Annotated in this window: 12 protein-coding genes; 4 read left to right on the forward strand and 8 right to left on the reverse strand. The window is 51.3% G+C overall.

Annotation, left to right across the window (positions count from 1 at the left end; all coding sequences use genetic code 11):
* Window positions 1–253: 253 nt before the first annotated feature.
* Entirely contained in the window at window positions 254–880 is a 627-nt protein-coding gene (locus KB559_RS16640; RefSeq protein WP_211023069.1) for an ANTAR domain-containing response regulator, read from the forward strand.
* A gap of 103 nt (window positions 881–983) precedes the next feature.
* Here the strand turns inward: KB559_RS16640 and KB559_RS16645 are convergent, their stop codons facing one another.
* Window positions 984–2,126: a family 8 glycosyl hydrolase gene (locus KB559_RS16645; RefSeq protein ID WP_211023070.1), complete on the reverse strand. Its 1,143-nt coding sequence runs from the start codon at window positions 2,124–2,126 to the stop codon at window positions 984–986.
* 100 nt (window positions 2,127–2,226) lie between these two features.
* Entirely contained in the window at window positions 2,227–3,642 is a 1,416-nt protein-coding gene (gene uxaC, locus KB559_RS16650; RefSeq protein ID WP_211023071.1) for a glucuronate isomerase, read from the reverse strand.
* A 100-nt stretch (window positions 3,643–3,742) separates the two neighbouring features.
* Between uxaC and KB559_RS16655 the strand changes: the two genes are divergently transcribed.
* The 3 genes from KB559_RS16655 (at window position 3,743) to KB559_RS16665 (ending at window position 6,440) form a co-directional block, all read left to right on the forward strand.
* Complete coding sequence (locus tag KB559_RS16655; protein ID WP_247681896.1) at window positions 3,743–4,429, forward strand: GntR family transcriptional regulator; 687 nt, start codon at window positions 3,743–3,745, stop codon at window positions 4,427–4,429.
* A gap of 66 nt (window positions 4,430–4,495) precedes the next feature.
* Window positions 4,496–5,602, forward strand: a complete 1,107-nt coding sequence (uxuA, locus tag KB559_RS16660; RefSeq protein WP_211023073.1) for a mannonate dehydratase — start codon at window positions 4,496–4,498, stop codon at window positions 5,600–5,602.
* Window positions 5,586–6,440 carry an SDR family oxidoreductase gene (locus KB559_RS16665; RefSeq protein WP_211023074.1) on the forward strand — a complete coding sequence of 285 codons (855 nt, stop codon included), beginning with the start codon at window positions 5,586–5,588 and terminating at the stop codon, window positions 6,438–6,440. The genes uxuA and KB559_RS16665 overlap by 17 nt, the downstream gene beginning before the upstream one ends.
* Window positions 6,441–6,597: 157 nt before the next feature.
* Here KB559_RS16665 and KB559_RS16670 read toward each other — a convergent pair whose 3' ends face one another.
* The 6 genes from KB559_RS16670 to KB559_RS16695 form a co-directional block, all read right to left on the reverse strand.
* Window positions 6,598–8,664 (reverse strand): alpha-glucuronidase family glycosyl hydrolase, encoded by a 2,067-nt coding sequence (locus KB559_RS16670; protein ID WP_211023075.1) that lies wholly within the window; start codon window positions 8,662–8,664, stop codon window positions 6,598–6,600.
* 206 nt (window positions 8,665–8,870) lie between these two features.
* On the reverse strand, window positions 8,871–9,884 hold the full coding sequence (locus KB559_RS16675; protein WP_211023076.1) for an endo-1,4-beta-xylanase: 1,014 nt from the start codon (window positions 9,882–9,884) through the stop codon (window positions 8,871–8,873).
* A gap of 1 nt (window position 9,885) precedes the next feature.
* Window positions 9,886–11,451 (reverse strand): glycoside hydrolase family 43 protein, encoded by a 1,566-nt coding sequence (locus tag KB559_RS16680; protein WP_211023077.1) that lies wholly within the window; start codon window positions 11,449–11,451, stop codon window positions 9,886–9,888.
* Window positions 11,451–12,398 carry a carbohydrate ABC transporter permease gene (locus tag KB559_RS16685; RefSeq protein ID WP_211023078.1) on the reverse strand — a complete coding sequence of 316 codons (948 nt, stop codon included), beginning with the start codon at window positions 12,396–12,398 and terminating at the stop codon, window positions 11,451–11,453. Before KB559_RS16685 ends, KB559_RS16680 begins: the two co-directional genes overlap by 1 nt.
* Window positions 12,399–12,400: 2 nt before the next feature.
* Window positions 12,401–13,360, reverse strand: coding sequence for an ABC transporter permease (locus KB559_RS16690; RefSeq protein WP_211023079.1), 960 nt, complete (start codon window positions 13,358–13,360; stop codon window positions 12,401–12,403).
* 77 nt (window positions 13,361–13,437) lie between these two features.
* Window positions 13,438–15,144 carry a type 2 periplasmic-binding domain-containing protein gene (locus KB559_RS16695; protein WP_211023080.1) on the reverse strand — a complete coding sequence of 569 codons (1,707 nt, stop codon included), beginning with the start codon at window positions 15,142–15,144 and terminating at the stop codon, window positions 13,438–13,440.
* Window positions 15,145–15,183 lie beyond the last annotated feature (39 nt).

The following is a 15,183-nucleotide window of genomic DNA, read 5'->3' on the forward strand; positions in this document are numbered from 1 at the left end:
TTGAGGTTAATATAACCAACAATTTAATCCATGTCAATATATATAACACAAATTAATAATTCACTGGAAATCATGTCACATTTTATAACATAAAGTACAAATTATTGGCTTGATGATTCATTCCCAACTCAGAAAAATAGCGAGAAAATATAAAGAAAGTTTCCTACAGGTTGATTCCATGTTAGGTTTGTTGCCTTTCAAATGATCTCGAAATGAAAATCGGCCAATGAAATAAAGAGGAGGCATCCTTCCGATGAATTTCCTGCTGATTATCCGCGATCAGACCTCCCCGATAGGAGAAAAAGCGTCTCCTCCGAGTGCTTCCGCTCCCTTTTGCGAGCCTGAACGCATACTGAAAGCTTACGGATACGATGTATTGGCCTCCAGTGTGGAGAGGGATATTCGCCGGAAGATCAGGGAGGCGGACGCAGTCGTCCTTCAAATGCCTATTCCTGGCATCCGTGTCTGGGCCAATCTAACGGCAAAGTTGAAGGCTGTCCCCTTAATGTGGTGGTGCAGTGAAATGACAGCTGTTTCGTCCTTAGCATCGAGTAAGAATGAGGGTGAGGGCGAGGACGACATTCCGGTTGACGGCATCCTGACTCCTTCCATGTCCGCCAATGAGCTTCATTGGGCGCTTCATCTCGGTGCCAAGCATTTCTTGGAACGCCGGCAATGGATGGAGGAGCGAACACAACTCGTATCCCGACTGGAGGAAAGGAAGTGGATCGATCACGCTAAAGGGATTTTGTGTGAAATAAACCGGATCTCCGAGGCGGAGGCTTACGAGGTGCTGCGTAAACGGGCGATGAATGAGCGTAAGCGAATCGTCGACATCTCGGCCCTAATCGTTAAAGCGCATCAACAATTAAAAACTTAGCCTGCAACCTGGGAGTATCTAGCCGCCACTATCAGACTGGATTCCTAACTAAACAGAAAAAAACGGGAGCCATAGGCTCCCGCTCTCCGTTTTCTATAGACTATCACGGCATCCAGATACGGAAATTTCCGCTTAGGGCAAGCAAGGCAAACAAATATAAACAGTTATCGTAATATCTGCGCACCCCTGTCCGTAGCGGCGTGTTCCAGAACAGTTCCACACTCGCCCGAGCGTTTGGCCCTTCTGCCGCAAGCGAAGCCATTGCATTCGTGGCAAGAAGTCCGACGGGATGCAGCGCTTTTTCCTCGAAGGGTTCTCCTTCAATTGTGTATCTGCGGTAATCGTCCGGCTGTTTATCCGCGAAAAACGCCTGAATCCGGTCCGCCGCTTCCCGTTCCCAACCATCCGCCCCAAACCATTCCCAGTCCAGCCCCAAATTGGCGGCCACTCTGTAAGAATCGCTGAAGAAGTGTCCGAAGCCCCGCACATGGTTCGGTGTCCCGTCATAGTGGGCATATTCCGGAGCTAGACCGGTAACGGGATGGCAAGCCTTTTTCAAATAATCGCGGCTGGCTTCGGCTGCCTCTTTCCAGAACGAACGATCTTCCGGATAGGCCCACAATGCGAACAATTCGTAAAAATGCGGCAAGTGATATGACGGGTCGGAAAATTCGCAGTTCGGAATGAACTTGATCAGCTTATTATCCGGGTTCCACATCGGGTAACCTACGCCGTCTTCACCCCGGTGAATACATGTCCGAAGCAAATCCCGGGCTTGAGTACCGTAATCGAACGGCGCTTCCCGATCTCCCCAGCGGTGGGACGCGAAAAATAACGCCATCGCGAAATACTCCTCCCCGTCCGGCGCCGGCCCGTCCGACAACCGCGAGCCATCGGTAGCGCAGGACCAGGCAAAATAGCCTGCATTTTCACCGGTCGTCATATACATATAAGTCATCGTCCATTTCCAGAGCCGGTCGAACACATCCTGGCGATCCATTTGGACGGCCATCATCATGCCGTAAGACATTCCTTCGGTACGCGCATCCAGGTTACCCGTATCCATCATGTAACCCATATCCTCACCGGATTCATGATAGATTCGCGTATCTTCGTCTCCCTCGAACATCTCCTGCCAGGTTTGTTCCAACCGTTCGGTGATCTCCTGCTCGCCATAGCCGTACTCCGCCAGCAGATTCCGGTATTGCCCTGTATAAAAAGCCCCCGATTGTTCCTTAGTGATCATAATTGTGCACCCTCTCCCTGTCCTGATGATAACGCTATCATCAAAGTACCAAACGATGCCGCTGCATTCCATGTGCAGATCGCGCCGAATTTTACCCAAATCAAGCTTCGTTCACCGGAATGCCGAAATAGCGCTGTGCATTGTGGAAGCAGATGTCTTGAACCATCTCCCCGATGTAATCGTAATCGGCGGGCAGCTCCCCCTCGTCGATCCATTCACCCAGCAGCCGGCAAAGGACCCGGCGGAAATACTCATGACGTGGAAACGACATGAAGCTGCGCGAATCGGTCAGCATGCCGACAAAGGTACTGAGCACCCCGGTCGAGGATAGCGCCTTGAGCTGCTGAAGCATGCCCTCTTTCTGATCGTGAAACCACCATGCCGCGCCCAACTGGAGCTTCCCGGCGATTTCCCCGGTTTGAAAATTTCCGATCGTTGTGGCGATAAGCTCGTAATGGTAAGGATACAAACTGTAGACGATCGTTTTAGGAAGACGATTCATTTTGTCCAATTCATTCAAAAAGGCATTTAAGGCCGCGCCCAGATGATAGTCGAGAATCGAGTCGAAGCCGCTGTTCTTGCCAAGACGCCCGGTCATCCGGTCGTTGTTATTGCGTATGGCACCGATATGCAGCTGCATGGCCCACCCGCGCGCATTATACATTTCACCCAGACGCAGCAAAGTTAAGGTGCGGTACTTCCGTTCTTCCAGAGCTGTTATGGCCTCTCCTTGAAGGACTTTAGCAAAAATCGTCCGGACTTCCCGCTCCGTGGCGGCTTCATACGGAAAATCTCCGAAGCCGTGATCCGCTAACCGGCATCCGTTATGGTGGAACTCATCCATCCGAAGACCTAGCACTTGAATTAGGTCGTCATAATCTTCGATCCGGAGCCCCGCCCGCCGCTCCAGTTCCTTTATGTATTGCACGAAATCCATAGCCTGAATGTCCAGCGCCCGATCCGGCCGGAATGTAGGCGCTACGGTAGTAAAGCTATCGCCTGTTCGGCGTAGCTTCTGATGCGCCTCCAGCCCATCCGCCGGATCATCGGTCGTACAGGCTACGCGAACATCGAACCGCCGCAAAATGCCGGCGGCATGAAGGGAAGTATCGGCAAGCTGTTCATTGCAACGGTGCCACACTTCTTCCGCATTGTCTCCGCTGAGCCGCTCCTTGATTCCAAAATGGCGCTGCAGCTCCAAATGACTCCAGTGATAGAGCGGATTGCCCGCCAACTTCGGCACAGCGCCGGCCCAGGCTTTGAATTTGGCCAGATCGTCGCTCTCCCCGGTAATCAAGGACTCCTCTATACCCAGCCAGCGCATGGCGCGCCATTTGTAATGATCGCCTTCCAGCCAAAGCTCGGTCAGATTGCGAAAGCGCCGGTTGGCGGCAATATCATCCGCATTTAAATGATTGTGATAATCGTAAATCGGCATCCCCGCTGCAAAGTCATGGTATAAGCGTTTGGCGCTTACTCCGTTCAACAGTAAATTTTCCAAATCCCACGGCTGCATTCCCCAACACCCTCCCTGGTACAGTAAAAATATATTCAACTTTTCAGTTCCATACTACCATACAAGTATGGTAGTATGGAACAAAATAGGAGGTGATCGTTTGAAGGAATTGTTGCATGCCCCGGCAGGCTCTGCGGGAAACAATGTTTACGCGCAATTAAAACAGCAGATCGTCAGCCTTGAATTGCCACCGGGAACGACCTTATCGGAAAAGGAAATGTCGATAGCCTTCCAAGTCAGCCGGACCCCGGTTCGCGAAAGCTTCGTGCGCCTGGCCCAGGAAGGACTACTTCTGGTCCTGCCTCAGCGGGGTACAAAGGTTTCGTTAATCGACCCCGACCTGGTCGAGGAGGCGCGATTTATGCGGGAGCAGTTGGAGCGCGCCGTGATCAAGCTTGCCTGCCAGAGCTTTCCGGAGGAACAATTGACCGCTTTGGAACGCAATCTGGAATTGCAGCAGGAATCTCTTCGCTTACATGATGGCCGGTCCATGTTTGAGCTGGACGAGGAGTTTCACCGCATTCTGTTCGAGGGCTGCCGCAAGCTCGGCACTTGGTCGGTGATTCAGCAAATGAACGCTCATTTAAACCGCAGCCGGATCCTCTGGCTGAAGACTGACCCGCATTGGGAGCATTTATATGATCAGCATCGGCAAATGTTCGAAGCGGTGCATCTGCGGGATGAAAGCCGGGCCGACAGCGTGATGCGCGAGCATCTGACTTTAAGCATCGCGAATCTGAGCGTGCTCAAAGAGAAATTCCCGGACTTTTTCGTTACCGTGCAGTAACTCCAATTTTCCCGACACATATTGTCATTCACATATTCATTCATACATTCATAAGGCGGTGGAATCATGCGTATGGTATTTCGCTGGTTCGGCGAGGGCAATGATACGGTTTCGCTGGATCAGATCAAACAAATTCCCGGCGTGGAAGGTATCGTTTGGGCGCTTCATGATATTCCGGCGGGAGAAGAGTGGCCGATGGAGCGCATTATGGAGATCCGGCGGCTGGGAGATCAATACGGTCTACATACTGAAGTAGTGGAGAGCGTAAATGTACATGAGGACATTAAGTTGGGTCTGCCTTCCCGCGACCTCTATATTGGCAACTACATCCGGACGATTGAAAAGCTGGCCAAGGCCGGCGTAAAAGTCATTTGCTACAACTTTATGCCCGTGTTTGACTGGGTTCGTACGGATCTGCACAAAGAGATGGAGGATGGCTCAACCGCCCTCTTTTTCGAGCAGGCTAAAATTCGTGGCGTCGATCCCTTGGAACTCGTACGTCTGATCAATCAGAACAGCGCCCTGACGATGCCGGGTTGGGAACCGGAACGGCTGGAGCATTTGACCTCGCTGTTTGAAGCTTATCGCCAGGTATCGGAAGAAGATCTCTGGGAGAACCTGAAGTACTTCTTGGATGCCGTCATCCCTGTAGCCGAACAAAACGGAATTTTAATGGCCATCCATCCGGATGATCCGCCGTGGCCGATTTTCGGGCTGCCTCGGATTATGACGAATCAGGCCAATTTCCGAAGATTTCTGTCCCTGCATGACAGTCCTTCCAACGGCATCACGCTGTGCACCGGATCTCTCGGCTCCAATCCGGACAATGACATCGTATCTATGATCCGCGAATTCCAAGGACGGATTCCTTTCACGCATATCCGGAACGTCCGCGTTTATGAGAACGGAGATTTCATCGAAACCTCCCACCGGACATCGGACGGCACGGTCGATATTAGCAGCATCGTCAAAGCTTATTATGATAGCGATTTCAAAGGCTATTGCCGTCCCGATCATGGCCGCCACCTATGGGGAGAGGTTTGCCGTCCCGGCTACGGCCTGTATGACCGCGCGCTTGGCATCATGTACTTATGGGGTCTGTGGGACGCCTTTTCCTCACAAAGCACGGGGTCTTCGTTAAAGGAGGAGCATGATCATGTGCCCACTGCCTAAACACAGTTCATTGGATGGAAAAACGGCGGTCATCACCGGAGGCGCAGGCGTGCTGTGCCGGGCGATGGCGCTGGAGCTGGCCCGCCAAGGAATGAAGGTGGCGATCCTGAACCGCACGCTGGAGCGGGGCGAACAGGTTGCGGAAGAAATCCGCATGAACGGCGGCTTGGCGATTGCGATTGCCTGCGATGTAACGGATGCCGCTAGCGTCCAGGAAGCGGAGCGCCGGGTGCGCGGGCAGCTCGGGCCATGCGATATTTTGATCAATGGCGCGGGGGGCAATCAACCCAGCGCCAACACGACCAACGAAACGTTCAAGAGCAGCGACCTGGTTGACCCGGGTGTGACGACCTTCTTTGATCTCAGCCTGACGGGAGTACGTAACGTCATGGACCTTAATTTCGTCGGAACCCTGATTCCGACGCAGGTGTTCACCAAAGAAATGATCGGGCGGCCCGGAGCGACCGTGCTTAACATTTCTTCGATGAGCGCACCGTCCCCCATGACCAAGGTACCCGCCTATAGCGCGGCCAAAGCGGCGATCAATAACTTTACCCAATGGCTGGCCGTACATCTGGCCGAGTCCGGCATTCGCATCAACGCCATGGCCCCCGGCTTTTTCCTGACGGAACAGAACCGCAGCCTGTTGACGAATGAAGACGGGTCGCTCACCGAGCGCTCCCGCAAAATCATCAGCCACACACCGATGCGCCGTTTCGGGGTTCCCGAAGATCTGCTCGGTACGCTGCTCTGGCTGGTCGACGCCGACACTTCCGGCTTCGTTACCGGCACCGTCATCCCGGTGGACGGCGGCTTCATGGCATACTCCGGCGTATAACTATTGCAATAGTAAAATAAAAAAGCAGCACCCGGAAATGCATCTCCGGGTGCTGCCTTTTGCATCGTCCTCCTCAGGAGGGACTTTGATTTAGATATCCCTTTGTCCTCCTTTTAGGTGGACATTTTTCGTTTTTGTGCGCCTAGGAAAGACAAAATTAATAAATTTGTCTCCCCTGCTCATCCGGTACCCCGGACTTGCGGTAGAAGTACGTATTAATCACGTCCCGCCAATGCTTGGCGTGTTCAGCCTGCTCCGCCAGTCTTGCCTCGACTGCTTCAAAACGCTCGGCATCGACCCGGTCTTTCAAGACAGACCAGACCATTCCCAATCCTTCCGCCGCTTCAGCTCCGGCAAAATGCGTATCATAAATATGCTGAATAACCGTGCTGCCGGAGTGTAAGCGATGGCTGTAGGGCACGTGGTGGAAAAATAACAGCAGTTCATCCGGACAATTCTCCAGCGAATCGTACATCTCCCGATTCGGGCTAAAGTATTGAGCGGTATAGCCCGTACCCGAAGCTACGGTGCGGTCGACGCCGATACCATCGCGGTCAGCGAAATGGTAGGTCCCCCACCGCGAGTACTCGTAGCCGTCTACATCCGGACCGTAATGGTAATGAGGAACGACCATCCAACCGACGCCCAGAGGGGACGTATAGCTTTCATAAATTGACCAGGAGGCCATCAGCATATGTAACACTTTATCGATGACAACCTGGTGATTGCCAAAGGTCAGCCTCGCCCACTCCTCCGCAATCTCCTCGGCGGAGAGGTCGGGATTCCAGATTAAGCGTCCATATCCGTACAGATTAGCTTGGGCAAGCGGATGCCCGGTCCAGCACTCATCGTTCCCGATGTTGGACACCGCCGCCACCCCGCTGATCTTCATGCCGAACAGCGAGCCTTCCACGATATTCTTGACTTCTCCGCCGCTAGTTACCGCATGCGTGTCAAAATCCAACACCTGCTTCCACTGCGGAACCAGGTAACACAAATGCCGCTGCTGCCCGGTGTACTCCTGAGTAACCTGAAATTCAAGCACTTGATTGGTTCGGGTCAAAGCCCCAAACAGCGGAGATACCGGCTCCCGCACCTGAAAATCCATCGGGCCGTTCTTGATCTGGAGCAGCACATTGTCGCGGAACTTTCCGTCAAGCGGCTTAAAGTGGTCATAGGCAGCACGCGCTCGGTCCGTGGACCGGTCCCGCCAGTCCTGCATGCAGTTATAGACGAAACAACGCCAGATGACGAGCCCGCCGTGCGGCTCCAACGCTTCAGCCAGCATATTCGCTCCATCGGCATGATCGCGGCCGTAAGCAAACGGTCCCGGCCGGTGCTCGGAATCGGCCTTGACCACAAATCCGCCGAAATCGGGAATATGTCGGTAGATCCGATTTGCCGTCTCTACCCACCATTGCCGGACTTCGTCATCCAGCGGATCAGCGGTGCCGACACCTCCAATTGCAAGCGGTGCCGCAAAGTTAATGCTGAGGAACAGCGCAATGCCGTATTCCCGGAACACGTCCGCTACGCGGGCTACTTCAGGCAACCCCTCTTCCGTTATGAACCGGGTTTCTATTTCATGCACATTCACGTTATTAATCGAAATCGCGTTGATTCCTACCGAAGCGAGCATCCGGGCATAATCGCGGATGCGCGACGTATCTTGGACGATTTCCCCGCCTTCATAGAAGATCGAGTTGCCCGCATAGCCGCGCTCAATCGATCCATCGGCATTATCCCATTGGTTGATCATCCGCAGCCGGTTGACCGGCGCTTCCTCCGCCGCAAGCTCTTTCGGATTCAGCCCGAGAGCAATGGCCCGGAGCAAATAGAATACACCGTACAACACGCCTGAAGAGGAGCCCCCTGTCAGCTCAAGCCGAAGACTATCGTCTGCCGAGAGCCCTTTCAACGAAAAAGCCTCTTCTTCCTTCCCCCAGGCAGAGACCGCCCGATCCTCGCTCGAGGCTCCTCCCGCCTTGATTCCGATCCGTAAATAAGAACCGCTGGAGGGAGCCGCGTTCATAAATTCAGGATTTATTCCCAGCATGGACTTGGTGCCTAGTTCGAGTTCGCGCAACGCCGCGGCAAAAGCTCCCGAGGATTCCCCCGCAACGACGATCCGGCCAAGCAATTCTCTGTACATGCCGCGAAATCCATTCTCCCCGGCTTCGTTATACTGAAGCCAAGTTCTATACAACGTACTCCCCACTCCCATGCTGTTTTCCTCCTGCAAAATAAATTATTTATAAAATGGAAAGAAACACCCCTTTAGGGGGCGCTCCTTTTTACTGTACAGCTATTCTAATATCCTACTTTGGTCTCCTGCTCTGATTTTCTAATCAGATCTTCTATTCAGATTTCCTATTCAAAATCTCCTAGTCAGATCTCTTAGTCAGATCTCCTGCTCTGATCTCATAGGGATCAGTTCCCGGCGAGGTTGACCAAACGATCATAGGCGGGTTTGGGCTGATGCTGTTCGTCAAACAGGAACGGCCAGTTTTTCCGGCCGCGCACCGGGAAATCGTCCAACCACGTATAATCATCGGCGGCTCCCCAGAAAGTAACCGCGCTGATCACCTCGCGGTACTCTTTCAATAGCCGGAATACAGCCTCATACCGTTCGGCCTGGCGTTCCAGCATGCCCGGGGCAGGCGCCTGGAGATCGGTCCGCTTGTCCTCAAACTCGAATACCGACATATCCAGCTCGGTCAGCTGCAATTGCAACCCCAAGGAGGCGTACTTCTCAATAGCCGCCCGGATGTCATCCAGAGAAGGATCGAACAGGTTCCAATGGGCCTGTAAACCGATCCCGTGAATCGGAACTCCCTGTTCGAGAAGCGACTTGACCAAAGTATAGATCTTGTCGCGTTTGTGCGGATGAGATTCGTTGTAATCGTTATAAAACAACAGCGCATTGGGGTCTGCCTCATGAGCGTATTCGAACGCTTTGGCGATAAAATCAGGACCGGCAATATCGAGCCATTTCGATGGGCGGAGCAAAGCGTCGCCTTCATCGGCGATCACTTCATTGACCACGTCCCAGGCATAAATATCCTGCTTGTAGCGCCCGACCACGGTTTGGATATGGGAGCGAAGCCGTTCCATAAGCAAGGCTTTGCTCGCAGGTCCGCCCTGGCTATCCTTGAACAGCCAGTCACCGGTTTGGTTATGCCAAACCAGGGTATGGCCGCGCAAGGCCATACCGTGCTTGCGGGCGAAGGCGGCGAGTTCATCGGCTTCATCGAAGGTATAGGTTCCTTCCTCCGGATGCACGCTGACAAACTTCATTTCATTCTCTGCAGTAATACTGTTATAGTGACGTGCCAATAAATTCTCCTGCGTCCGGATCGTGCGCGGATTGACCGCCGCACCGATCCGGAAATCATTTGCAAACAAATCCTTAAGAGCAGGCACCGTCAATTCGGATGAACTCACTTCAATTACCTCCTCTTATCTGCCGGGTCACAAACCAGTCGAAATGGGCCTTGCCTGAAGCGATTTTTCCGTTCCCGCTGGCGTAAAGGCCGATGACGATACCGGTAAAACACATTTTATTTACAAAGTCTTCCGGTGCCAAGGCCCGGGCAGGCCCGCCGCTGAGCCTAATCCATTCCTGTCCGTCCAACGAGTAGTACATCGAATACTCAGTGACATCAGAGCGGATTTTTAAATATACCCCGTCAGAATCCGTAGGCACTTCGGCCGCCATCAACCATTCGCCCCTCACCGTCAGCCTGACACCGATCGTTCTCAGTCCGGCCTCCTGCTTCATGAAGATCTCGTAGTGGGCATCCTCATCTCTTCTGGCGCAAATTCCGGCCTCTTCCCCGTCCATGATCGAACCATAATCAAGATAGGTGCTCCATTCCGCTTGTACATGCTGCTGTCTTCTGCCGACAAAAGCCACCTGGCCGACATCACTCAGCCCTGCGGACTGTCCGCGCAAAGTAAGCCAACCTGGCCGCTCCTCCAAGGACCAGCTTCCCTCTGCAGGATTGCGAAGGAACGTCCAACTATGCGATAACCCGCTTTTATCAAAATCGTCGCTGCCTTCCGAAAACGCCGTCGTCCGCGCCTTTGTCGACGAACCCCCCGGCAGCCGCGTTACCCGCATTTCAAGGTTCACGGTGCCCTCATTGTTATCGATCATCGGCCAATCCTCTTCATTCCAGATCACCGGCGCGAGGAAAGTTTCTCTTCCAAGCACGCTATAGCCCGAATCGACGAGACGCACTCCAAGGAATACGGCCCACCAGTCTCCATTGCCGTCCTCCACCAGATCGGCGTGTCCCAAATATTGAATCGGATGTTCAATGCCGCGGTGTGTCAAAATCGGATGTTCATACAATTCGAACGGCCCATAAGGGCTGGAGCCCCGGCCTATAATCTCCCGATGCTCCTTCGCGGTGCCTCCGGAGGCGGTCATGATGTAATACTTCCCGCCTATTTTGTACAAATGGGGCCCTTCCGTCCACGGCCCGCCATCGCCTCTCCATATGACGACCGGCTCGGACAAAGCCTTACCTGTAGCAATGTCGATCTCATACTGAATCGCATGCGAGTCATAGTCCGCGCCTTGCTGAGCAGTTACATACACTTTGCCATCATCGTCAAAGAACAGGGACGGATCAATGCCGCCATACGGAACAAGGATCGGATCCGACCAAGGACCCGCCGGATTCGTAGCCGTTACATAAAAGTTGCCGATCCCCCGCACATCCGTGGTAATCATATAGAAAGTGCCGTCATGATATCTTAGAGTCGGCGCATAAATACCGTCCGAGCTTTTTCGGTCCGCTACATTTAACTGGCTGGGCCGATCCAGCACATGCCCGATTTGCTCCCAATGAATCAAATCCCTGCTGTGAAAGATCGGCACTCCTGGGAAGTATTCAAAGGAACTGCATATCAAATAATAATCATCCCCGGCCCGAGCGATGCTCGGGTCGGGGTAGAATCCCGGAAGTACCGGGTTGGAATAGGTTATCGATGGTTTAGTCATTATTCTTTTACGCTCCCTACGTTAAGTCCGACTACAAAGTATTTCTGCATGAACGGATATACCAAAAGGATTGGCACAGAGGCTACGACGGTTACCGCGGCACGGATCGAAATCGGCGTAACCATGTCGGTTTTCACTCCGATGCCGTTAGCAACTGACGGATTACTGTTCGAGTTCATACTGGATGATAACAGCTTCATCAATTCATATTGCAGCGTACTCAGCTCTTGATGAGATGAAGTGTAAATGAATGCATCAAACCAGGAGTTCCAGGCACCTACAGCTACGAACAACGCAATGGTAGCCAACACCGGTTTACAAAGCGGGAAGATAATCCGGATGAAGATTTTAAAATCTCCGGCCCCGTCGATTCTCGCCGATTCAACCAAGCTTTCCGGAATCGTTCCGATATAGGTCCGGATGACGATCATATTAAATGCGCTGATCATCGATGGAATAACGTATACCCAGAAGGTATTAAGCAAATGCAAGTCTTTCATCAGGAAGTACCCCGGAATCAGACCGGCGTTAAAGTACATTGTCAGGATAAAAACCAGGGTAATCGGCTTGCGGAACACATACTCCTTCCGGCTCAGTGTATAAGCCAGCATGGTCGTCAGACCCAGATTGAGCAGCGTCGAAAGCACCGTTCTCGCCACGGAAATCCAGAATGCGTTATAGATCGTTCCCGAAGCGAATACCGCCTTGTAGTTCTGCCAAGTAAATTCTCTCGGCCAGAGGTAGATGCCACCGCGGATCGTATCGTTCCCTGCGTTCAAGGAAACGACGATCGTATTCAGGAAAGGATATAGTGTAACAATAACAAGACCAATCATAAACAAGGTATTAAACGTATTAAAAAGAATTGGTTCAAGTCTGCTTCTTCCGATAGGTCTAGACACTGCGGCAGTTGATGCCGGTCCAGGGCTGATGGTTTGGTTTGCCATAACTATAATAGCCTCTCTTCCCCTAGTCGTTTGGAGACTCCGTTTGCAATCAGGAGCAACGTCACACTAACGACCGTTTTAAATATACCGGCAGCAGTTGCTAAGGAATAGTTGCCTTGAGCGAGCCCGTATTTCAGGACGAATATATCAATCGTTTGCGACCAGTCGACAACGAGACCGTTGCCAAGCAAGTACTGAATTTCAAAACCCGCCTCCAGAATATGGCCGACCTGCATAATCAACAGAATAATAATTGTAGGCTTGATACCCGGCAATGTTACATGGAACATTTTCCGGTAACGGCTTGCACCGTCAATATCCGCGGCTTCATAAAGCGCCGGATCAATGGATGACATCGCAGCCAAATATATAATCGTACTCCAGCCGACTTCTTTCCAAACATTCGACACCCCGACGATTCCCCAGAAGTATTTGCCATGACTGAGCCATTGGATCGGCTCACTAATCAGGTGAAGCTTCATCAGAACATCATTGACGATCCCGTCCGAAGCCAAGCTTGTCGCCACAATCCCGGTAACGATAATCCAGGACAAAAAGTGCGGAAGATAGGAAATCGTTTGTACGGTTCTTTTCCAAAATATTTTTTTGATTTCATTCAACAGTAACGCCAATATAATAGCGGTTGTAAACCCTAGAATCAGGTTAATGACACTCATCGCCAACGTATTGCGTAACACCTGCAAGAAATTGTCGTCTTTAAATAGAAACTCGAAATGCTTAAATCCTACCCATTTCTGATCGCTAAAATCCTTAGCCGGTTTGTAGTCCTGGAAAGCCATTGTCCAGCCCCAGATCGGATAATAGGCGAACAATAGGATGTACGCCAGCAGAGGCACGGACATATAAATCAGCTGGCTCTGATCCTTGATGAGGGACCAGGTGATTTTCTTATCTTTTTTCGGCGTCCGATCGGCTCGATTTTTCTTCAAGGTCTGCTCCATAGTTTTTTTCTCCCCAAAACCTATTATTTCGGAAAGTGGAAGGCTTATGACCGCCTCCCACTTTCCAATTCAAAACCTTATTTCACTGTCCAAGAGTCCTTTCTCCATTGCAGCACTTCATTAATACGGTCTTCGTAGGCTTTGATGTTGACTTTGCCGATTTCATTGACATAGTCAGCCCATACGCTGTCGAACTCTCCCGGTTTTGCCAGGATTGCCTTTGGCAAGAACTTCGTTTGCAACTCGTTTAGCTTCGTGTTTGCGATTTTTGCCTCAGATCCGTCAACCAAATCAACAGACCATGCCGGGTAGGCAATATCGTTCTCAGGAGCCGGGCTGAAGAAGTCAACATAAGTGCTGTATCCGTATTTGGAGAGGAATTCCTTATCATAATCTCTCAAAGCAGCCTGCATTTCCTCAGGCTGAGCAGCGCCGTCGGTAGCATTTCCGTCCGAGAATAAACCCTCCATTTTTGGAGCTTGACCGAAGAAGGAATCGGCTTTATTCGCCAGTTTCCAGGTTGCATCGGTAAACTGATCGCGTTGTTCTTGCGTTTTCATGAAGCGGCCGTCTTTGACAATGTAATCTTCGCCTTCGATACCCCAGGCCAAGATTTTTTGCCAATCTTCTTGAATCAACGTATCCAACAGCTTGATGATTCTAATTTGTTGTTCTTCGGATGCGTTGACAGTAATGCCGAAACCGTTATTCAGGTTCAGAGCCGGACGATCTTTGTAATGATCCTTGATGCTTTCATCAAATACAAGCGGAAGACCGACGTAGGTGCGATTATCTTTCTTTTGGGTAATCAGTACGTCTTCTGCTTTTTGGAAGTTCCAGTGTTGGTCAAACATACCCAGAACTGCGCCGCTGGAGAGTTTGGCCATATATTGGTCAAAGTTTTGAGTGAACGTTTCTTTGTCAATGACGCCTTCGGCATTCATTTGGTTCAACTTTTGATAATAACGTTTTGCAAAGTCCTTATCGGCGAAAATTTCTGCTACTCCGTCTTTAACGACTACGCCGCCATCATTCGGATGACCGATCAAATGCTGAGGCGGGTTAAACAGACCCCAGTTTTTCCAGTCATAGTTCAGAATTTCAAAGCCAACCGTCGGCGTTCCGTCGATTTCCGGATGTTTTGCCTTGTATTCTTTAATCAGGTCAAAGTATTGATCCAATGTTTTAACTTGTGGATATCCTGCTTCTGCCAAAACGTCCTTTTGAATCCAGAAGGCTGGACCAGAATACCAGGAAGAATTAACGTCTGCATTCGTCGCACCGTAGTTAGGAAGATTGTAAATGTGACCGTCGTTAGGGTCTTTCATCATGTTCCAGTACTTCTCATAATGCTTCTTCAAGTTCGGAGCATGTTCTTCAATCAAATCTTCGAGCGGGATAAACGCGCCTGCCGCCGTCAGCTTTTGATTCGCTGTCATCATGTCCGGATAGTCGCCGCCTGCGATCATAACGCCAAGCTTTTGGTCAATGTCGCCTGCCAGGAACTCGAATTTAAAAGATGCGCCAGTCTTTTCTTTAATTAATTTGTAGATCTTGTTGTCGGGTGTTGGTTGCTGGTCGGGCTGACCAATGAAAACAGAAATTTCAAACGGTTCCACTCCATTTGCGGCATTCTCCCCGGTTACTTGTCCGCTATTGCCGTTATTGCCTTTTCCGGAATTTGCAACTTTGTTATTTCCGCCGCCGCATCCCGACAGGATAACACTGAGCGATAACAACATGATTACGCCAAGCCGGAAAATCGATTTGGACTTGCCCCCCATGTAAAGCACCTCCGAATATATTTGTTACATCTAGACTTG

This window comes from Paenibacillus sp. Marseille-P2973, from assembly GCF_018101095.1.
Taxonomy (GTDB): Bacteria; Bacillota; Bacilli; order Paenibacillales; family Paenibacillaceae; genus Fontibacillus; species Fontibacillus vini.

What these genes read in the sequence shown, in the direction of transcription:
- KB559_RS16665 (WP_211023074.1), top strand. Translation starts at nt 5,586, where the DNA reads ATGTGCCCACTGCCTAAACACAGTTCATTGGATGGAAAAACGGCGGTC.
- KB559_RS16645 (WP_211023070.1), bottom strand. Translation starts at nt 2,126, where the DNA reads ATGATCACTAAGGAACAATCGGGGGCTTTTTATACAGGGCAATACCGG.
- KB559_RS16670 (WP_211023075.1), bottom strand. Translation starts at nt 8,664, where the DNA reads ATGGGAGTGGGGAGTACGTTGTATAGAACTTGGCTTCAGTATAACGAA.
- KB559_RS16690 (WP_211023079.1), bottom strand. Translation starts at nt 13,360, where the DNA reads ATGGAGCAGACCTTGAAGAAAAATCGAGCCGATCGGACGCCGAAAAAA.
- uxuA (WP_211023073.1), top strand. Translation starts at nt 4,496, where the DNA reads ATGCGTATGGTATTTCGCTGGTTCGGCGAGGGCAATGATACGGTTTCG.
- KB559_RS16680 (WP_211023077.1), bottom strand. Translation starts at nt 11,451, where the DNA reads ATGACTAAACCATCGATAACCTATTCCAACCCGGTACTTCCGGGATTC.
- KB559_RS16685 (WP_211023078.1), bottom strand. Translation starts at nt 12,398, where the DNA reads ATGGCAAACCAAACCATCAGCCCTGGACCGGCATCAACTGCCGCAGTG.
- KB559_RS16695 (WP_211023080.1), bottom strand. Translation starts at nt 15,144, where the DNA reads ATGGGGGGCAAGTCCAAATCGATTTTCCGGCTTGGCGTAATCATGTTG.
- uxaC (WP_211023071.1), bottom strand. Translation starts at nt 3,642, where the DNA reads ATGCAGCCGTGGGATTTGGAAAATTTACTGTTGAACGGAGTAAGCGCC.
- KB559_RS16640 (WP_211023069.1), top strand. Translation starts at nt 254, where the DNA reads ATGAATTTCCTGCTGATTATCCGCGATCAGACCTCCCCGATAGGAGAA.